The 20,169-nt window shown below is 39.0% G+C and carries 18 protein-coding genes and 1 riboswitch; of the genes, 9 read left to right on the forward strand and 9 right to left on the reverse strand.

Features of this window, described 5'->3' with window-relative positions; translation table 11 throughout:
- The first annotated feature begins 7 nt into the window (after window positions 1–7).
- Complete coding sequence (locus EHQ52_RS08290) at window positions 8–1,666, forward strand: mucoidy inhibitor MuiA family protein (RefSeq protein WP_135614727.1); 1,659 nt, start codon at window positions 8–10, stop codon at window positions 1,664–1,666.
- Between the two features lie 4 nt (window positions 1,667–1,670).
- On the opposite strand, the gene EHQ52_RS08295 is transcribed toward EHQ52_RS08290, so the two are convergent.
- The 6 genes from EHQ52_RS08295 to EHQ52_RS08320 all read right to left on the reverse strand — a co-directional run bounded on the left by EHQ52_RS08295 (window position 1,671) and on the right by EHQ52_RS08320 (window position 6,949).
- Entirely contained in the window at window positions 1,671–2,759 is a 1,089-nt protein-coding gene (locus tag EHQ52_RS08295; protein ID WP_135614728.1) for a vWA domain-containing protein, read from the reverse strand.
- Between the two features lie 94 nt (window positions 2,760–2,853).
- On the reverse strand, window positions 2,854–3,495 hold the full coding sequence (locus tag EHQ52_RS08300; protein ID WP_135614729.1) for a histidine phosphatase family protein: 642 nt from the start codon (window positions 3,493–3,495) through the stop codon (window positions 2,854–2,856).
- The gene (locus EHQ52_RS08305) at window positions 3,480–4,292 is read right to left on the reverse strand and encodes an adenosylcobinamide-GDP ribazoletransferase (protein ID WP_135614730.1); all 813 of its coding nucleotides are present in this window, start codon (window positions 4,290–4,292) and stop codon (window positions 3,480–3,482) included. The genes EHQ52_RS08300 and EHQ52_RS08305 overlap by 16 nt, the downstream gene beginning before the upstream one ends.
- Window positions 4,293–4,347: 55 nt before the next feature.
- A complete protein-coding gene (gene cobT, locus EHQ52_RS08310; protein WP_135614731.1) occupies window positions 4,348–5,391 on the reverse strand; it encodes a nicotinate-nucleotide--dimethylbenzimidazole phosphoribosyltransferase in 1,044 nt (347 codons plus the stop codon).
- A gap of 73 nt (window positions 5,392–5,464) precedes the next feature.
- Window positions 5,465–6,334 carry an LIC_13355 family lipoprotein gene (locus EHQ52_RS08315; protein ID WP_135614732.1) on the reverse strand — a complete coding sequence of 290 codons (870 nt, stop codon included), beginning with the start codon at window positions 6,332–6,334 and terminating at the stop codon, window positions 5,465–5,467.
- 30 nt (window positions 6,335–6,364) lie between these two features.
- Entirely contained in the window at window positions 6,365–6,949 is a 585-nt protein-coding gene (locus EHQ52_RS08320) for an LIC13354 family exoprotein (protein WP_135614733.1), read from the reverse strand.
- A gap of 193 nt (window positions 6,950–7,142) precedes the next feature.
- Window positions 7,143–7,269, reverse strand: a riboswitch (adenosylcobalamin (AdoCbl) riboswitch).
- Between the two features lie 239 nt (window positions 7,270–7,508).
- On the opposite strand from EHQ52_RS08320, the gene EHQ52_RS08325 reads away from it, so the two are divergent.
- Entirely contained in the window at window positions 7,509–8,849 is a 1,341-nt protein-coding gene (locus tag EHQ52_RS08325; protein ID WP_135614734.1) for a flavin monoamine oxidase family protein, read from the forward strand.
- On the opposite strand, the gene EHQ52_RS08330 is transcribed toward EHQ52_RS08325, so the two are convergent.
- The 3 genes from EHQ52_RS08330 to EHQ52_RS08340 all read right to left on the reverse strand — a co-directional run bounded on the left by EHQ52_RS08330 (window position 8,846) and on the right by EHQ52_RS08340 (window position 13,338).
- Window positions 8,846–9,628 carry an alpha/beta fold hydrolase gene (locus tag EHQ52_RS08330; protein ID WP_135614735.1) on the reverse strand — a complete coding sequence of 261 codons (783 nt, stop codon included), beginning with the start codon at window positions 9,626–9,628 and terminating at the stop codon, window positions 8,846–8,848. The genes EHQ52_RS08325 and EHQ52_RS08330 overlap by 4 nt on opposite strands.
- A gap of 183 nt (window positions 9,629–9,811) precedes the next feature.
- Window positions 9,812–11,956, reverse strand: a complete 2,145-nt coding sequence (locus tag EHQ52_RS08335) for a toprim domain-containing protein (RefSeq protein WP_135614736.1) — start codon at window positions 11,954–11,956, stop codon at window positions 9,812–9,814.
- A complete protein-coding gene (locus EHQ52_RS08340) occupies window positions 11,953–13,338 on the reverse strand; it encodes a DNA gyrase subunit A (protein ID WP_135614737.1) in 1,386 nt (461 codons plus the stop codon). Before EHQ52_RS08340 ends, EHQ52_RS08335 begins: the two co-directional genes overlap by 4 nt.
- A 227-nt stretch (window positions 13,339–13,565) precedes the next feature.
- Between EHQ52_RS08340 and EHQ52_RS08345 the strand changes: the two genes are divergently transcribed.
- From EHQ52_RS08345 to EHQ52_RS08375, 7 genes are all read left to right on the forward strand, one after another.
- Window positions 13,566–14,516, forward strand: a complete 951-nt coding sequence (locus EHQ52_RS08345; RefSeq protein WP_135614738.1) for an LIC_13346 family putative lipoprotein — start codon at window positions 13,566–13,568, stop codon at window positions 14,514–14,516.
- The gene (gene gltX / locus EHQ52_RS08350) at window positions 14,503–16,065 is read left to right on the forward strand and encodes a glutamate--tRNA ligase (protein WP_135614739.1); all 1,563 of its coding nucleotides are present in this window, start codon (window positions 14,503–14,505) and stop codon (window positions 16,063–16,065) included. The genes EHQ52_RS08345 and gltX overlap by 14 nt, the downstream gene beginning before the upstream one ends.
- Window positions 16,066–16,143: 78 nt before the next feature.
- Window positions 16,144–16,731, forward strand: coding sequence for an ATP-binding protein (locus EHQ52_RS08355; RefSeq protein ID WP_208653462.1), 588 nt, complete (start codon window positions 16,144–16,146; stop codon window positions 16,729–16,731).
- Window positions 16,728–17,567: a DUF455 family protein gene (locus EHQ52_RS08360; RefSeq protein ID WP_135614740.1), complete on the forward strand. Its 840-nt coding sequence runs from the start codon at window positions 16,728–16,730 to the stop codon at window positions 17,565–17,567. Before EHQ52_RS08355 ends, EHQ52_RS08360 begins: the two co-directional genes overlap by 4 nt.
- A 56-nt stretch (window positions 17,568–17,623) precedes the next feature.
- The gene (locus tag EHQ52_RS08365; protein WP_135614741.1) at window positions 17,624–18,766 is read left to right on the forward strand and encodes an LIC13341 family surface-exposed protein; all 1,143 of its coding nucleotides are present in this window, start codon (window positions 17,624–17,626) and stop codon (window positions 18,764–18,766) included.
- 15 nt (window positions 18,767–18,781) lie between these two features.
- Complete coding sequence (locus tag EHQ52_RS08370; RefSeq protein WP_135614742.1) at window positions 18,782–19,444, forward strand: FFLEELY motif protein; 663 nt, start codon at window positions 18,782–18,784, stop codon at window positions 19,442–19,444.
- Entirely contained in the window at window positions 19,441–20,169 is a 729-nt protein-coding gene (locus tag EHQ52_RS08375; RefSeq protein ID WP_135614743.1) for a flagellar motor protein MotB, read from the forward strand. Before EHQ52_RS08370 ends, EHQ52_RS08375 begins: the two co-directional genes overlap by 4 nt.

The following is a 20,169-nucleotide window of genomic DNA, read 5'->3' on the forward strand; positions in this document are numbered from 1 at the left end:
GCTTATCATGAAAAATTATAAAAATTTAATGTATTCTTCTTTTGTTCGATTCTCTGTGATTTTTATCTTAGTTTCTTTTCCAGTGTTTGGAAAGGAATTGAACCTTCCTATTAAAGAGGTAACTGTTCATCAGGGGACAGCCCAGATTTTAAGATCCGGAAGAGTACAACTCGAACCTGGAACAAACAAGATCGAGATCTCTTATTTGCCAGTTTCTCTTTTAGAAGAAACATTAACAGCGGCGGTAACTTCTCCTCAGGTAGAGGTCACAGGTTCCAGAACTTGGAAAGAAGAAGGTACTGCTGCTTCTAATCCAGAAGTCGCTCTTCTTCAGAAAAAAGTTCAGCAATTAGAAAAGGACCTAGAAAGTTTATTAGCAAAAGAGAATGATCTAAAAGCAGAAAAGGATCTACTCGCAGAGATGCGCCGAAAGGTTTCCGATGTTGTGGGCCGCAATCTTCTGTATGGAAGGATAGAAGGAGATGGAAAAAACTGGGGGACTTATCTCAAAAAAACCAGAGATGAGGCTGTTTCTATTTTTGCTTCTTGGGAAAAATTAGAAAAATCGAAACGTAAGGTCCAAACTGAATTAGAAGAAGCTCGGGCCCAACTTTCACTCCTATTATCCCAAGCAGAAAAAAGTACACGCACTACTTGGGTCCAAATCGTAAACACAAGTTCTGAAGTAAAGAGTGTAGAGCTTCGTTTGAGTTATTTGGTGCCAAATGCAGATTGGAGACCTACTTATATTTTAACAGCGGATGATTCTTTAACCAAAGCAAAATTGGAGTATATAGTGGAGATCCGACAAGAATCTGGAGAAGATTGGAAAGGAGTTCAACTTTTACTTTCAACTACCAGACCAGATCTATCACTTCGGAGGGACAGACTTCGTCCATTAAGATTATTTGATGTAGAAGTGGATTCCAAACAAGAAATTCTCACTAATCAAACTCAGGCTGTAGGCGCTGCTCAAATGCCTAATGAAGAATCCAATATTCCTTCTACAGAAGAACCTTCTCCATCTAGTGAAAGGGGGAGCGGGTTTTTGTTCAGGCTTCCTAAAACAATCACGCTTGCTTCTCAAAAAGAATCCAGAAAATTCGAGATGTTATCTTTTAGTGCGCCCATCCAAGTAAAAACTGTGGCTTCTCCTAGATACAAACCGTTTCCTTTATTAGAAGCAGAGTTCCAAAATATGGGAGAATTTCCGATCCTTCCTGGAGAAGTTTCTTTATTCAGAAGTTCGGGACTTGTTGGAAGGACAAAAGTTTCTTATGTTTCTCCTAAAGAAAATCTTTCTGTTTCTTTAGGCACCGAAGGTAGTTTAAGACTTTCTTATAGAAAGGATTGGAACCAAACAAAAGAGGGACTTATCTCTACTCAAAAAGTAATGGAGAAAAAGGTTTATCTAAGTCTAGAAAATTTCGGCAAAGAAAGTAAAACTGTGATCGTAAGAGAACAGATCCCCATTTCTGAATCTGCGAGTGTAAAGGTAGAGGTGAATCAGGAGGCAAGCACTCCGGGTTCTAAGGAATATCGTGCTAACTCTGGAATTATAGAATGGAGTTTGGTGATCCCGCCTTCTGGGAAAAAAGAGATCAAGTTAGAATATAAAGTGACTTATCCGAATCACCAAAACTTGGATTTTTTAAGATCCTTCTAAGATCTTACTCAGTCAGATTTTTTTCTCCACTTTTGTCTACGGAATTTGGGATACCTTTTGTGTCCCAAAGTTCTAATTCCAAATTTAAAGGAAGATGTGCTGGCGCAGAAATCTGAAATTCTCCTTCTCCCTTTCTTGTTTGAAAACAGATCTGTTCCGTTCTTAGTACTCTTTCTGGTTCAGCAGCTCTTTGCGGATTCCAGTTTTGTATTTTGGAAGAAGAGGGACTTCTTCTTTTCAAATTTAAGATCACACACTGATTATCAGAATCGGAATTCTCGAAAACGAATTTTACTCTATAAAAATTCTCTTCTGCATCTGTTTGATTTTTTTCAATATCCGCAATCCTTATCTTAGGTTTACGTTTTTCGGGTTCTAATTCTGTGCGTTTAGGAAGAGGTTCTTGTTTTAAAAGATCTTCCATTGCGAGAAAGAAGTCGCTATCTTCTCCCACATTATAATATTTTCCATTTCCTGTTTTTGCCAAAGATTGCATGATTCTTTTTTCGTCGGGTTTCAATCCGAGACCAAAGATATGCATTTTAAAATTTACACCTTTTTGTTGTAAGACTTGTAGTTCTTTTTCTGGATTTCCATAACAGCTTTCGATTCCATCAGTTACTAGGATTAAGTCAGTTGGAGATTTTCTACGAGCGATATAATCTCCGGCGATCCGAATAGATTCTGCAAGTGGAGTTGCTCCGGAAGGAGTGAGACCAAAAAGTTTATTCTGAAAACCTGGACGATTTCCTTTTTCTAATGGTTGATAAAGTCTGGAGGATTGGCAACCAGGTAGACGGTTTCCATAAGCAATAAAACCTACTTCAGTTTCTTCGGGAAGTTTATTTACATAATGGCGAACATACTTTTTTGCAAGATGAACCTTTTGATAGATCCCAAGATATTCATTCATAGAACCACTTGCATCTAAGATGAATAGTTTTGATGTTTCAGGTTGTCCCGGAACTGCTAGCTCAGGCGATGTATCCGAAATGATAAAAGAAGGACCGAGAAGTAAAGATATGAGAAGAATATACTTTGGTATTTCCTTATTAATAATGGATATATATCTGAAATTTTGGAAAGAGAACATGAGAGATTCGAATACTATATTCCTTATCGGATAAAAATAAAAACACCTTAGCAATCTGATGCTTCCATTTATGTCTTATTTGTTCGATGCTGGTTTATTTTTTATTCCAATAAACGAATTGAGGATAAGATTCCATTTCTCCAAAACGGATCTTAAAACAAGAAACAGATCCATATTCTAAAACTAATCGAAATGAATTTTCTAAAGGAAAACCTAATACGATTGATGACAAACATCTGATAGGTCCGCCGTGACTCACCCAGATGGTTTTGTATTCTGATATTTCCCCTTCTTCTTTTTTGAGATTTTCCCAAGTCCTTGCTTCTTGCAGACCTTCTTCCCAAGATTTTAAGATCCTCGTTTTTAGTTCGGAATAAGTTTCTCCTCCTGGAGGTCTTCTGTTTACATAATCTTCCATCCAAGGATCTGTTTCGGATCTAGGTAGGTCTTCCCACAAACGTCCTTCCCAATTGCCGAAATCTAATTCTTGTATATTTGAGTCTACTTTCCATGCAGGGGCGATTGATTTTGATTCTAGATGTTTGCTGATATATTCAGCCAGACTATAACATCTGAATAATGGACTCGTGCGGATAGAATGTACTTTTTCAGGAAGAAGTTTCAAAACATTCTCCGCTTCCTTTTCAAAACTGGAAGGAAGCCCTAGATCCGATTTACCATAGCAGGTTCCAGGTTCTACTTCAGGAGTAGTATGTCTGACTAAAAAGATTTCCATGCGGCGACGATCCCGATCAGATACAATAGTTCAGTGACTTGTTGGACTGCACCTAAACAATCTCCCGTATATCCACCTAACCATTTTTTATAAAAACTTCTGAGATATAAATATCCGAACATTTGTAAAAGAAATGGATATAATAAAAAGCCAAAAACTCTATCCGAAGGAAGATACTCATTATGAAAGAACGCAAGCCAAGGAGCTAATCCCCAAATCCCAGCAATAATTACATTAGAAGTTTTTAAAGTTTGAATGATCGGTTTTGCCTTAGATAACTGGTCTTCTCTCACGTAAGAAAGTGTTTTTGCGGTAAATAAGGCCCAAAATCTACTGGAGGAATGAGATGAGAGTATCGTGATGAAGAGTACTTCGATAGAAAATTCTTCTAAAGATTTATAACAAACAAATTTAAGAAGAAGTACGAGTATGATCCCTATAGTCCCGAAGGCACCGATCCTACTGTCCTTCATGATCTCTAGGATCTTCTCTTTGGTCCATCCTCCACCGAATCCGTCGCATACATCTGTAAATCCGTCTTCGTGAAAAGCACCTGTGACCAAAACAGAAACTGCCATTGCCAAAACGATACTGATCTCCCAAGTTAATGAAAGATCTGCGACCCATAGAACGAACCATGTTGCAGCTCCAACAATCCATCCAACTAAAGGAAAATATCTGGAAGAAGAATTGAGATACTCGTCTGAATGTTCCACCCAAGATGGAACGATGATACGAGTATTATAACGAACGGAGGAAAGAAAAATGATCAGTTCTTTGCGGATAAATCCAAACATGCAAAGACGAATTTATTCGTTCCTCCGATTCGGGCAGCGAGAATTTACTCTTCGCTTAATCTTTTTTTTCGGAAACGCCAGCTGATTCGAAGCTTGCCATTTCTCTTAGAAATGCCAATGCAGATTCCAAGATAGGATATGCAAGTGCGCATCCGGTTCCTTCTCCCAGGCGAAGCCCAAGATCTAAGATAGGGTCTGCGTCAAAAAACTCCAGGATCAGTCTATGACCTTGTTCAGAAGACTTATGAGCGAAGACTGCGTTACGAACGATCTTGGGTTCAATTCTGGAAGCGGTCAAGAATGCAGAACTAGCAATAAAACCATCTACAAGGATTAAACGATTTTCTTTATAAGAAGAAAGCATTGCTCCGCAGATCATCGCGATCTCAAAACCTCCAAACTTAGAGAGGACTTCAATGGGATCTTTTGGATTTACTTTATGTTTTGCTCTGCATTCGGCCAGGATTTGTTTTTTACGTGCTAAGGACTGATCGTCCAAACCTGTTCCTCTTCCTGTAAGGTCTTCCGCGGATCGATCTAAAAATACGGAAGCAAGTAGAGAAGCGCTGGAAGTATTTCCGATCCCCATTTCTCCAAAGCCGATCACATTACAATCTTTTGGGACTTTGGTGGCTGCGATCTCTCCACCTATACGGATGGCTTCTTCACATTCTTCTCTTGTCATTGCTGCTTCGTTAAGAATGTTTCTGGTTCCAGCTGCTATCTTTGCAGGTATAAAATCAGGATGAGATTGTTCAAAGTTGCCTGAAACTCCAGCGTCTACCACAAGCAATTTGATCCCATGTTGTTTGCAAAATACATTGATCGCCGCTCCTCCATTCAAAAAGTTTAATACCATTTGATAGGTAACTTCTTTTGGAAAAGCGGAAACTCCTGAGTCTGCAAGCCCATGATCTCCTGCGAATACTAATAAATGAGGATTTGATAAAACTGGATCTACTGTGTTTTGGATCGTTCCTATGCGATAGGCAAGATCTTCTAATTTTCCCAAGGCGCCTAACGGCTTTGTCTTGGTATCTATCTTATTGCGTAAATATTTATCTAAGTCCAATTGGTGTACTTCTTTTGGGCGGATCATATTGTTTTCACTTTTAAAAATTTTAAATTGTTAAACAGAAATAAGATCAGAAGATCTTTCTTTCAGTTAAAGGTTAAGGGGTTACAGATTTTGCAATGACTCCGTCTATATCTGGATTTGCGTGAGCCGCATCGATAGGCAGAGAGGTCAAAATTGTTTTAGCTGCTGATATTTTAATATAAGTAAATCCATTCGTTTGGATCTCGTTTTTTAACGTTCCATTACAACCAGAACCAGAGTTTCCAAAATTAGGATCTGCTAAATCGAAACCGTCTCCACCCCCACCTCCGTTTACAATATCCGTATCGAAAACTTCGGAGACAGTCATTGGATTAGAGTCTTGGTTATAGACGAACGGAGTGATTCCCGCGAATCGATTCCAGTATATAGGATTTCCTACAAAAGTATTTGGATCTGAGTTGGTATAGGTTGGATCCCATCCGCACCAATTCGTTAAGTCATTGCCTACCTCTACTATTAGAGGCTCCATAAAAACATTATCGAAGGAGTTCGAGTTATTTTGAACTCCAACGAAGAAAGGGTTTTCATAAACTATAAAATCGATACCGCTTGCAGGAAGTACCTTTACTCCTGACCATCTAAGTATAATTGAAGATCCGATTCCGGAAGCTTCTAAACTATACACGTCAAGAGAACCGTTAAAGTTTCCTTCTCCGCGAATACCGTCCACTGAACAATCCGAATCTTTAAATCCAATACCATTGCTTGTCGGAGCTGAAATGATCTCGTCCGCTACAAAAATCCCACGACCTGATTCGGGAGTTCTTTGATCGCAAGCACTTAAGAATCCGGGCCCTCCTATTCCTAAAGCAAGAAGGGCCTCCATACCGGAAGAACTTTTAGAATCATCACAACTGATAAAACTTAAAGAGAAACAAGTAAACATTACATAAATTTGAATGATATTCTTAAGTCTGAACATTTACATTTTCCTCCCGTTATCCGACTTATATCAGTTTTGAGATTCGAGTCTGCTCCAAGGAGCCGGATCAAAGCCGCTATTCAAACCACAACCTGCATTGATATCATTCGTATCGGAATAAAAATCTAGATCATCATCTTTTGCTGATGCTAATGTTGTTTGAGTGGAAACATCTGAAAGATCTGGACAAACATATGTTTTACCGTCTTTAACCATCCATCTTAGCCACGCATAATTTCCTTGGGAAAAGGAAGAAGCAGAAGTAAAACGAACATAAACTACTTTTTTATTCGTGTCGATTTCCTGAATTTCTCCGTATAAGTAGCTGTTGCCAAATGTTTCGTCGAACATAGTTTGCGCTACGAGTGAAAGAGAAATATTATATGTTCCAACAACTACGTTTCCAGCTGCGGTAAAGGTCCCACCTGGATAATCTGGAGTTCCATTATAATAATTATAGTTACCTGCGAGTGGGTTTAATCCTGCTACAGCTACTAAGGCAAGAACGTTTTGATTGTCTGACTTGCTGGATTCGCCCAGATCAAAACAATTAGCGAATACGAATAGCGAACATACTGCAAACGTTAGAGCAGCCATTCTTTTGAATTTTCTCATTTTTCTCTCCTGATTTCTGCCGGATGTCGCAGAAAAAGAAAATATAAGCAATATAACGTTAGTCGATCATTGATCTTATAAAGATCAGAACAATTTGGTATTTGCTGTGTTTTCTTTTTCCGTTCGAGAGCCCCGACATTTTAGCTTTCGGGGCCCCATCGCAGAAAGCGCGGATGCGCTAAAGAGCGAGATTTACGATACCCCCCAACCTCGAGGTTAAAGTATCGCGGGGAAGATCTGGCTTATTCCGTTTAAAACGGACATCACAGTTGCGGGTCAGCGCGGGATTTACACCCGACTTCCTCCCTGAAAGCGTAATTCCAGGTTTTGGTTTAGCACTTCCGCTGGCAAGGGAAAAAGTATTAGGATACAAAAGTCATCTATTCCTTGCAATATCAGGATAAATCAGCGATATTTAAAGCATAAGAACAAATAGGAAGGATTCGGTACATAATTTCATATCGATGAGACATTCTACTTCGCAAAAAATTCGGGAAAGATCTTTCATAGACCGAAAATAAAAGAGAGAGTTCTAATAAAACTTCCAAAGAGGAATCCGATGAAAATTACCCGATCCACTTTTCTGAAAGCCGGAATTTTAACTACCGCTGCTTTGTTAGGAAGTCGTAAGGGAAATTTATCCGCTCAGAATACAAATTCTGGAAAAAAAGTAATCATACTTGGCGGCGGACTCTCCGGACTTTATTCAGCATACATCTTAGGAAAAACAGGAAGTAAAGTAACTCTGATAGAAGCCACTGATAGGGTGGGGGGAAGAGTTAGATCCATACAAGATCCTTCCGGTCATGTTGTGGATCTAGGAGCTGAATGGGTCTCTTCTGAAGATAAAACAGTTCGCAGTTTAGTTAGAGAATTAGGATTAAAATTACAATCTTCTCCTTTGGCTCCGGATCTGTTTTTAGGAACTTATAAAAAAGCAGGTACCTGGGAACTTTCTTCAAAATCGCAAGAGATCTTAAGTAAATTAGTATCACAAAATTCTAAATTAGATACTGCACAACAGCAAGCATTAGATCGTATTAGCATTTATAATTATCTAGTATACCAAGGAGTTAGTCCTGAAGATCTAACTTTACTTGGTCATAAACTTTCTCTTCATTATGGAGATAGTATCCGAGTTCTGTCCGCTGAAAAAGTTTTAAGCGATCTTGCACAATTTCCTCAAAGGAATAGCAAGATAGAAGGTGGAATGGAAAACATCGCCAAAACCTTGGTGATGAATATAGAAAACACTGAGTTTGTTTTTTCAGATCCAGTTCTTTCTGTAGATCAGGATTCCACTGGAGTTACGGTCACTACTGCTTCTGGAAGAAAATTTAACGGTTCTACTTGTATCTGCACTTTACCTGCGAATCAAATCTCTAATGTAAAATGGAATCCAGGTCTTGATAAAGAAAAACTTTTGGCAGCTTTAAGAGTTCGTTATTCTCAAATTTATAAATTGTTTTTGGTATTAAAAGAATCTCCTTGGGAATCTTCTCCATTTGCAGTTCATTCTGATGCTGCGGCTCAATTTTTATATGATGCAGGAACCAAGTCTGATACTTCAGATAAGGTTTTAGGAGTGATCGCAAACGGGGACAGATTCTCTGTATTTGATTCTGCCAACCAAGACCAAAAGGTAGAATATATTCGTCTTACTCTGGAGCGCTTGGGTTTGAAGAAGGATCTGCAAATCCAAAGATTCTATTTTACGGAAAGTAAAAAGGATTACGTGCCGAACGGGATCGCAGAATTCCCGCCAGGAAGTTTTGGATCAGAGATCATTTTAAGAAAACCATATGATCGTATCTTCTTTGCGGGAGAACATACCGGCGAAATTACCGGAACAGTGGAGGCCGCTCTAAGCTCTGCGATCAAAGCGGTGAATTTAGTTTAGTTTTTCCCATGCGTTCCTATTTCTGTTTCGATCCAACTAGTTGCATCTTGTAGAACTTTTTCGATCCCATCTTCCGTTATTGCCCAATGAGAAAGTTTCGGATATAGTTTCATTCTAGAATTTGCATATTTGGATGCTATCTTTCTGCCGATTCGAGGAGGAGTCACTCTGTCTTTTCCGGTTGTCGCCACAAATACGGGACATAGGACTTTCTTAAAGTTTGCTCGAGTAGGTTGAGAAAAGGCTAAGAATGGCAAGAAAGTCTGGAATGCAATTTTACCGGATTCAGGAACGTAAGTTGGATAAAGTTCTTTCTGTTTCGATTCACTTAAAGTATTATAAATTCCGTATGCGAATTTGTTCTTACTTAATAGATTCGTTCTGCTCCAAAAAAAAGGAGTTATTAGAATTTCCCAAATCGTTTTTAGACCAGTCCAGGAAAGCCCGCTAATTTGTTTAGGCTGAACTGGAGTGATTAATATCAAAGCCTTCGCATTGACTCGAGAAGCCAGAAGTTGCGCGAGCAATCCTCCTAAAGAATGCCCGAGTAAGAGTGGCTCTTTCCAACCTAATTGTTTTAATGTATCCTCTAAAAAATCTAAGTAATCCGAAATTCCTAATTTGGAAAGCTTTCGCAGATCTGCTCCAGGCTCATGTAAAGGCAGGTCAATCGATTTGCAGGTATAACCTTCGTTCTCTAAAATTTCTTGTACTTGTGATAAATGGATTCCTCTACACCACATTCCATGGATGAGAAGTATGTTTCCTTTCGTTTGCATTCTTTTTCTCCCAAGGAAGGAATATAACTCGGAAGAGAAGAAGAGACGACCCGGTTCTTGCGATTTAAATCTGTTTTTATATTATAGGAAAATAATTTGGATCTTCTAAAATGAAAAACCCGAATATCATTCTATCTCTAAAATAATATCCGGGTCTTATGGAGAAAAGAAAACTATTATGGATTAGTCTTCGATTACACTCATTGCGTATTCAGAGATTGCATCCCTTCTTTGTTCTGCAAAGTCTTTGTGGAACCAAAGGTTTTGGATCTTAGAAGCTTCTTTTTTGTTTCCGATGGTGATCTTAGTCATACACTCATCTACAGCAAATTTCATTGCTTCTTTTCCAGTTTCTCCGAGTCCTTTATTCCGTTTTTTGCGAACGATCTGGCCGCCGGATTTTTCCACTCGTTTGACTAGAGCATCGTAATCTTTATCGTCGATACAAAAGACAGTTTCTGCTTTTTTGGAGTCTCCCATTTTCACATCTACCTCGTATAGAGGAGCACTGGAAATATGGATGAGTCCTAATTCAAAAAGTTCTGGCCAATACTCGTAAAAGAAAGAAAGCATTAAGGAGCGGATTGCGTACCCGTCGAAGTCCGCATCCGTAATGATACTTATTTTTTCGTAATTCAGTTCATCTATCGACTTTACTTTTTGGTCTAGAGGAAGTCCAAGGATCGCTACTATATTTTTTAACTCTTCGTTCGCGATCGCTTTTGCAAGAGAGACACCCTTACAGTTCATTGGCTTTCCTCTTAAAGGGAACAAACCATGAAGTTTAGGATTTCTTGCAGGACGAAGACCAGCGATTGCAGAATCTCCCTCAGCTACGAATAATACCCTTCCTGCATCTCCAGATTTTCCTGTAGGAGGCATGAGTTTAGGAATATTCATCTTACTTGCTTTTTTGAGGCCGCGTTGTGCGTCTTCGAAAGCTTTCAGCTGAGTTCTTTTCTCCATTTGGAGTTTAACTTCTTCCAGTAAGCCGGTTTTTTTAATGAACTTATCTAAGTGTTTATCTACTGCATTACGAATATCTTCATTCAAGTCATTGATTAGATAAGACTTATCTTGAGATTTGAAACGAGGATTTAATAACCTCATGTTCACATACATATGGAAGCAGTTTCTTACGTCGTTACGAGTACAGCTTGTTTTGAGTTTTTTCTCTAAGGAAACGATCTGGCTTTTTTTACGAACTTCGTCGCATAGTCTGTTTTCCAGATACTCAATTGCAGAACCACCTTGAGGAGCAAAGATTGAGTTCACCCAAGTTAGGTTTTTGTTCTGACCGATTACTAAGTATGCTTCTAGATGTAATTGGGATCCAGCAGCAGGCGCATTATAGTCCATTTTGTAGTAAGTAAGATCTGAATGGGAGAATATCTCATCCAAACCTTTTTTGAACTTATACTTTTCCTTCTTACCTTTATGAACAAATTGAACTTCCAATCCTGGGTTGGTCATCGCAATGTCCTGCAGATATTGTTTCATCAAATCTACATTGAAGGAAGTATCTATATTATTAAAATACTTTGGATTTAGTTCGAATTCGACAGCGGTTCCATGATCTTCTTTAGAAGCTTTTTCTATCGCTTCGATCATGTTTGTTTTTTTGCTGATCGGACCTAATTTTTCGATCTGGTCTTTTGTAAGAAGAGGACAATCATCGAATTTTCCATGCTCATCAAAGTATAAGAAAGCTCTTTCAGTATCTTCTTTAGAAAGTTTATAAGAACGGATCTGCTTCTTTGCATCTTCGTGAATAGTGAATAGTTTTTTGAAAGTGCTACCATCGTTAGTAGTTTTTACTTTAAAGTAAGAAGAAACCATTCTTACCAAAGAAATACCCACACCATTCTGACCGGCCACATGATCCTGTTTTACATGGTCGTCAAAGTTCTCTCCATACATCAAATGCAGATATACACCTTCTGCATTTTTTGCTGGGATACCTCTTCCGTTATCAGCAACTGTTACAGTTTTTTTATCGGAAGAAAGTTGGATGATCAGTTTGGACATCTTATCCTTTTCAGGGATAGCCTTGTCCTTTTGGTTCTTGCGGTATTCGTCTACCGCGTTCATACAAGCCTCGTCCAAACATTTTAATTTGGCAGGAACATCTTCCAATTCCTCATGAACGATCTCGTATAAATTGCCGCTGTTCTTACGGAAAAAATGCTGCTCGAATGTGGAAGCAGAGTTTTGCCCCAACCACATTCCGGTCCTCATCCTTACGTGTTCTACGTTGGAGAGTTTTTTGAAGTTCCGTTCCCCTCCGGTCGCGGGCTTCTTTTCGGTTTTGGTTTTAGCAGTACTCATTCCTTGTCCCATTTATCCTTCAGTTCGGATAATTCTCCGACCATGAATTCTGTTAATTTTTTATCTTCTTTCACAAGCCCTTGGTATCTGGAAAGGGCAGATTTTGCCTCTACGATAGCTTCTTCACATTTGCGAACTTCTTCTAAAGTCATTCTATAAATTGGGATGGAAGCTAACCATTCGTAGTACACGAATTTTGCTTTTTGGAGTTTATCTTCGAAATCCTTTTTGGATTTAATACCGATTACTTTTTCGTTCCACTTTTCTTTGATGAAGCGGATCAATTCGGAGTTTCTTTCAATCTTCTCTTGTTCCAAACCTGCAAGACGTTTGAACCTGCGGATCAAGTGGGTCTTTCTGAAATCACAGAAACGTTTGATGATCTCTTCTGGTCCGAAGTTTTTCAAACGGCCATCATAAGTGATCACGTTATTTGCAAGAGTTTGGGTATCTTCTTTAGAGATAACTGCCGAGATCTCTTTCGCGCTAGGTTTTTCACCTTTCTTATAATTCAGTTCTATACGGAAAGTTTGGCTGGAATGGTCCACATAGTCTTTGAGCCAAGAATCTTTTCTTTCCAGAATATCATCTAGAAGATTGATTACCTTCTCTCTATTCCAGTTCATAGGAGCATCTGTAAGATAGAGAGTATCCCCTTCCCAAGTAAAACCGAAGGTAGTGGTCATTGTGATATTGCCCGCTTCGGTCTTAGCCATTTTCACTTCGCCCTTATAATCCTTGTACCAAGGTTTTAAAGGAAGAGGCTTTTTTGTTTTGAGATAATTGATCTGAGAGTTGATGATCGCAGAAAGTTTATGGCCTGGGATAAAACAACGGAAACCAGTTGCAATTCCCATAATATTATTCAGAAGAACGATTGGAACTTTTCCAACGAAGTGAATTGGTTCGTCTTCTGTTTCATCATAATTTTTAACGTAATCTATATCAGGTAAACTTTCGAAAAATCCCAGATCTTTTACGAAGTCGGAAAGTTTTACCTCAGTGTATCGAGGAGAAGCGATCGCACTTGGATCCAAAACGTCACCGAAAGTACCTTCTCCAGCAACTAATGGCCGGTTGTTTGCGAATGTAAAATCCTGAGCCATCTGAGAAAGAGCATCTTGGATGGATCTATCTCCGTGCGGGTGATATCCCATCGCAAGTCCCGCTACTTTTACAGTCTTAGTAAAACGGTTCCTTGCGTCCGAATTCCACATTGCCCAAAGAATTCTTCTTTGAACGGGCTTTAACCCATCGATTTCATGAGGAATTGCCCTAGAATCGCAGACATATCGAGAGTATTTTCTCTGATCGTCGTTGACTTGGTCCTCAAATGGTATTTTTGGGAAGCTTTCTTTGCCTGGTTTATTGGAATCTTTCATGGGACTTTTATTGCCAAAGGATTTTAGGACGGTTTTACTGTCAACCTTTTAACGTACTACCTGAATTCGTACATACTTTTTAGGAAGAAATCGACTCAAGTTGCAGTAATTCTTACTTTCTCGTTGGGAAACACCGATAAGGAAAGAAAATTTCCCGGTTTTTCCTTGAAGATTCGGATGAAAACGGAAAGTTTTTCAAGAAATCCTCTTTTTCCGGCTGTATTTTTTTGGAACTGAAGTCTCGATCTTATCTCAGAGTAACATTCTTCTTACTAGGTTTGACCTATTTGTTTTTTTCTTTGTCCTGTTCTCTTTTGACGGAATGGACTGAAGAAAAACCTTTAGTATCCGACCTCCCGAGTATTCGGATCTATTCTAATATTAGTTCGATCCATCCAAGTTCGGAATCTTTCCGAAATCAACCTGGCCACCTAAGATATTTAGTATTACAGACCCAAGCATCTAAGGAAAAAATTTGGACTGGCGAAGTTGATCTTTGGGAAACCAAGGAAGATTTCCATACTTCTCTTCCGAAAGGGATCGTTTTTCCTAAATTAAGTTTTAGAGCTTCCTTATTCTCTGGCGTGGCTAGATTAGAAGATGGAGAATATTCTAATCCTAAACAAGTTTCATTTTATCCGCAAGGCGCTCTTTCTTGGAGTTGGGAAGGAGAAGGTCTCAAATCCGGACCGCAAGTTTCTTCTCCTAAACAACTTAATCTTTCAGATTGGGGAATCCTATATAATTTTTCCCAATCAGGAATTGTATGGGTCGCCAAAGAATACAGAAGTTTAGGTAAAAATGTAGAATTGAATTGGGAAAATGTTCGTAATAGCCGGACCAGTTTGAGCACTGATTATACAAGCCCAGGTGGCAGAAGTTTTCCATACGCAGACTACGATTATAGGAACCAAATCTTCCAGTATGTAAATTTGATAGAAGGTAGACTTCCTGTTTGGACATTCAGAGAAGAAGGTGAATATCGTTGGGCTTGGGGAATTCTTCCTGAAGATCTATTATCTTCTAAGAATGTATCCCAATGGAAACAGAAGAGAAAGGATGAACTCGTATCCATGCATTTTTATGATGCTGCGAATAATATTCCGTTTACTGCCTTGGCCGATTTGAAGAACTATCCAATCATCCTCTTAAAAGATTACGACAATGCCAGAAAATAAGGAAGTTAGAACCAGGTTCGCACCATCACCTACCGGTTTTCTTCATGTGGGCGGAGCTAGAACCGCTTTATTCAATTACTTATACGCCAAATCCCAAGGCGGAAAATTTTTACTAAGGGTAGAAGATACGGATCAAGCCAGATCCACCGAAGAATCTTTTAAAACCATCCTTGAATCCCTAAAATGGTTAGGAATAGAATGGGATGAAGGTCCTCATGTAGGAGGTCCTTACGGTCCTTATGTACAATCCGAAAGGATCTCAATCTATAAAGAACATACTGAAAAGTTAATCTCTGAAGGAAAAGCCTACCGCTGCTTCTGTACCCAAGAAGAACTAGAAGCGAAGAAAAAACAGGCTGAGGCAATGGGAGTTCCGTACGTATACGACGGACTTCATGCGAACATGAGCGAATCAGAAGTTCAGGAAAAACTGAAAGCAGGAACTCCGTATTCTGTTCGTTTTAAAACTCCTTCTAAAACTTTGATCTTCGATGATATCATCCAAGGAAAAGTGAAGTTCGAAACAAAATTGATCGGTGACTTCATCATTGTAAAATCAGACGGGTTCCCTTCTTATAACTACGCTGTGGTTGTAGATGATGGTCTCATGAAAATTTCTCATGTGATCCGTGGAGTGGGGCACCTTTCTAATACACCTCGTCAAATTCTTATCTATGAGGCTTTGGGATTTCCTGTTCCTGAGTTTGCTCACGCTTCTGAGATCGTGGGAATGGACGGTAAAAAATTATCCAAACGTGCGGGAGCTACTTCTATATTAGCATTTCGTGATTTAGGTTATCTTCCTGAGACATTCTTAAATTATATGGCTCTACTTGGTTGGACTTCTCCAGATGGTCAGGAATATCTGCCAGGCGATATTCTTCCTAAAACATTCGATGTACATCGTTGTTCTAAATCACCATCTACTTTTGATGTATTCAGAAAACCAAAAGGTGGGGATGAAGAAGTAGCGACTAACTTCTCCAGCCTAGATCAAATCGCAGAAGCGATGAATCCTAAGTCCAAATTGAATTGGCTTTCGAATAAATATATTAGAGAACTTCCGATCCAAAAGGTCGCAGATAGTCTTGCTCCATTTCTGGAAAACAGAACGGATATTCCGGCAGAATACAGAGATCCAAAAAACAAGGAATTACATTCCCTAGTGGATAGCGTTAGGGTTTATCTAGATAATTTACGCCAGGCACCTGACTATATCGCAGAATTTTTCGTATCCGATCTGAAAGTAGAGGATGGAGAAGCGAAAGAGATTTTGGCCCAAGAATTTTCTCCAAAAGTGGTTAGTACATTTTACGAATTATTAAAAAAGTCGGACCCTAAAACCGATGAAGATTATAAGGCTTTAATGACCCAAGCGGGAGAGCAGACCGGCCAAAAGGGAAAGACCCTATTTATGCCGATCCGAGTCTCCGCTACAGGAAAAGCTCACGGACTCGAGTTACCTATCCTATTCCCTCTCTTAGGGAAGGAAAAGCTACTCAAACGAATAGAGAAAATCTCGGTACAAGTAGGAATTTCTTTACCTTAGGATTTTTTCAGGGGATTTTTGTTGCAAAACCCCCCTTTCGGTCTGTATTAATATACAAGAGGACTTCTCAGATAAGAAATGAGGGATACGGCCGATTCACTTTTGGTTAGGCATCATTCGGGTTCGTACGTTATGTTCCTGCCTCCTGACTTAGCTAGCATTCGGGAGTTCAGAAGAGCACTTCGTCAATCCCTAGAAGAGAATACCTTTATCTCTAAAGATATCCAGCAGATTGAGCTCGCCGCAGACGAGGCACTCACAAACTCTATCTCCGCAAATTATAATTCTAGTTCTGAAGAAACGATCATCTGTAGATGGATCGTAGATAATTCTAAATTTACCTTATGGATCGTGGACTATGGTTCCGGTCTTAAAAAAGAAAAAATAGAAGAGCAGGTCGCAGAAGTTAAACCTTCTTCTCTCCAAGAATTCTTGAAAAAAGTAAAAACCTACCAAGAAGGTAAATGTGAGGTGCTTCCGAATAGAGGAAAACTTACCCAGCATAGAAACTTGGGTAAAGGTTTACTCATCATGCAATCTTTAATGGACTCAGTGAAGATCATGTATCACTGCAAAGAAGGAAAAATTTCCTCTGATCCTACTGATTCCAGTATCCGTGGCTCTATTATCGAATTAGCATTCGATTCTAAAAAACACTCGCTTTGACTTTAAACGAATACGCTCAATTTCTTTTAAGTTCTCCCAATTTAGAAGATAAATTATATTCTCCTGAAAAAATGCCGGAAGATATTCTTTGGGCAAATTTTGTTCCTAAAGATAGGCCAGAAAGATCTTCTAAGATAATTTTCTCAGATAAAAAATCAAAAATGCCTCGGGTAGAACATTTGAATTCCGAGGAGAATAGAATACTTTCTCTTCATCATTTTGCAAATCATGAGCTTATGGCAGTTGAGATATTTGCCTGGGCCATATTAAAATTTCAGAATGCCCCTTCTTCTGTTCGTAAAAGTTTATACAAAACGATTTTGGAAGAACAAAAACATCTTAGGCTTTATTTGGATTCTATCAGAGAATGGGGAATGGATCTAGGAGATCGTCCTCTCAATTATATTTTCTGGAAACAAACTCCTAATATGCAAACTGTCCAAAAGTTTTTTGCAGTCATGGCTTTAACTTTCGAAGGAGCCAATTTGGATTTTTCTATGATCTACCAAAAGGCTTTCGAAAAATTCGGAGATCAAAAAAGAGCAGATATCATGCAGATTGTTCATGATGATGAGATCAGGCATGTAAAAAGGGGAGTTAAGGTAGTATTCTCAGACGGGATATCCCAAGACCAACAATGGGAGAAGTATCTGGAATATTTGACTCACCCATTCACTCCCAGAAGGGCAAAGGGATTCTTATACTTTCCTGAACTCAGGACCAAGGCAGGATTATCTACTGAGTTTGCAGAGGCTTTGGGAGCTTATTCAGACGAATACGATGGTACTACAAATGCAAGGATCGTAAAAAATGTGTTCGGTATGGAGGCTAGTTAGGAGCTAGGAAATCGATAGACATCTGCTTTTCTTGGAAAGAAGCTGTAGTACAGAATATGTTTCGTTTCGTTTCTTTTTTCCGAGTACTGATCCTTTTTTCAGTATTCATTCTTCTCATCGCTTGTAATTCAAAAACACCATCCGATTCCAAGATCATTTCCTTAACCATTCCAGAGTCCGAAGAAAAAAGCCCGGACGTGGTCCTTAAAAAATTGGGAAATCTGGACGAGGATCCTGACCTGGAAGTTTTCTCCTTGGTCCGTAACGGAACCGAAGAGATTCTCGCAGTTTTTAAAAAACAAAACGGAGAATGGGCACTCCAGTCCAAGATAGGTTTTAATCTTTTGAACATCGGGCCGTTCATCCATGATCCTAAAACTTCTTCTTGGAAAGCAGGAGAAGATGAAAATGCAAAAGAATCCGGTTATGTAATTAAAAGAATTCTAATGGAAGAACTTCCTGGAGATTCTTTCAATTCTCTCTTTTTAGAAGTCTTAAGTGAAGAACCTCCTTTAGGTCTTTTTTCGGTCCCTTATGTGATCCGTAAGGGTGAGAAAATTTTAGATGGACTCGCTTCTTTAAAAGATCACCAGTTTTTAGCAAAATCAAAACGTATCGATTTTTCTTATAATAAAGAAGAAAAAAATCTTACCATCTTTCCGAACAATCGCACTTACGCTCAGAATTTTAATTTCAACGGATGGGAATTAGTCCCAGATGTTCCGAGTGTTGCTGCTCCAGGTTTATTAAGTATAGAAGCTCCTTCTGAGTGGAAAAAGGATGTAGCATCCGAAGTAGTGATCTGGTTTAAGAACAGAGGATCTTATTCAGGAACTACTTATATTACTCTTTCTTTTCCTCAGGGTGGAAAAGTGGAAATAGATTCTGGTAAAGAAGGATTAAGATATTATTCTCCTGGATCTTCTGTATATTCTTTCGAGAAAAAATATATCAACTCCAAAGTTCCTTTATTAGAAATTACGAAAGAAGGTTGGGCAAGAAATCATAAGTACGGAGTTCGTTTCAAATACACTCCAGCAGAAGATGGTGTTCCTAATTTACTGATCCGTTCTAGTTCTAAATCTTATAGAGATACGATCAATCTTCCGACCGATTATAGTTCTGTAAAAACGGAGATAGATCAGCAAGGTTTCAAAAGTTATCCTCTACCTTTGGTTCCTAGAGGAAAGTCCAAATAATAATCGGATAATATAGTGAGTAGTTTCGAAGAACATAAACTTAAACATGCCAAGATAGAGGTGGTTCGAGCTCAGGTGGAAAGATTCCGCAAATTTTACGCGGACTATTTTCATCTAGAAGAAACGATTTCTATGGTAGAGTATTTTTTCGAAACCATTTACAACCTGGATGGCAAAGAAGCTTGGATGCATCTTGCCTTGGACACATACCAAAAAGTAAAAGGTATGATGAAAGAAACCACCAGGGCTAACCTAGAAACTCTGATCGAGTTAAACAATCTAACAGATCATCTCGATTCAGAAATGGCTCAGTTACTTATCCAAAGAGATTGGGATGGCAAAAAACTTTCTAGAGAAGAATACGACGATCTATATAAAGCGTACGGTCATAAAGAAGAAAGAGAAAAGCAGTTAGAGATCGTTCTTCATAATCTTAGGACATTCTATGAATTAGCGCATAAACCTATCTCTGCTTATCTAATCCGACCTGCTAGATTTATGGCAGGTCTATTAGGTGTTTCTCTTTTATTCGATTCAGTGGAGAAGGCATATAACGCAGTTTTACCCGTATCCCCTGAAATTTTTGTTTCCTTTATCGAGCAAGTAGAGAGAAGAGAGTCGCAATATCTAGAGTCTGCCTTCTTAAATGGAAAGCAACCTAAGGAGCCGTCTGCTTGAACGGAAGATCACGTTTTTCGAGATACAGAAAGCCTGTCGAAGCCGGAGATGAGAACCGGGACAGATGGCTTTTAACGTATGCGGATATGATCACACTTCTTCTTGGACTTTTTATTATTTTATATTCTATTTCCCAAGTAGACCAAAACAAATTAAAACAAGTTGCCGACTTGGTTAGAGGTGGATTTGGTTTAGGAGAATCTTTTTTTGAAGGCTCTAATATCACATTAGAAGAGGACCCTTTATTACAACCAAGGACCCAAATGTTTCGCTTCTGGGAAAGGATCTCTTATGCTTTAAAAAAGCTGAAAGAGAAAACGAAATTATTCATAGGCATTAACGAAACAGAAGAGATCCGTATCCAAGTATTCGCGCCATCCTTGGGAGAGGGTGAATTTCATCCTGATGAGGACACCGACTTTACTTTCAAAAAAGTAGCAGAGGTCGCGCAAGGTATGGATGTGGACATCACATTAAGAGTCCAGGTTCCTTACGCGGAACAAGCAGGCCAAGGTTTCAGAAATATCTGGGAATATAATGCTCATCGTGCAGGTTTGATCGCAGAGACGTTGGCTGAAAAGTATGGGATCTCCAGAGAAAGACTTTCAGTCCAAGCATATCATGGATTTAGAAAGTTAGGACCGGAAGAAGGTCCAAGCCCAGAAGTAAAAGCTTCTCAAGAAAGAATAGAAATCATCATTCGTAAACGAGGTAAGGAAGAATAA

The sequence above is a fragment of the Leptospira koniambonensis genome (genome assembly GCF_004769555.1).
Taxonomy (GTDB): Bacteria; Spirochaetota; Leptospiria; order Leptospirales; family Leptospiraceae; genus Leptospira_B; species Leptospira_B koniambonensis.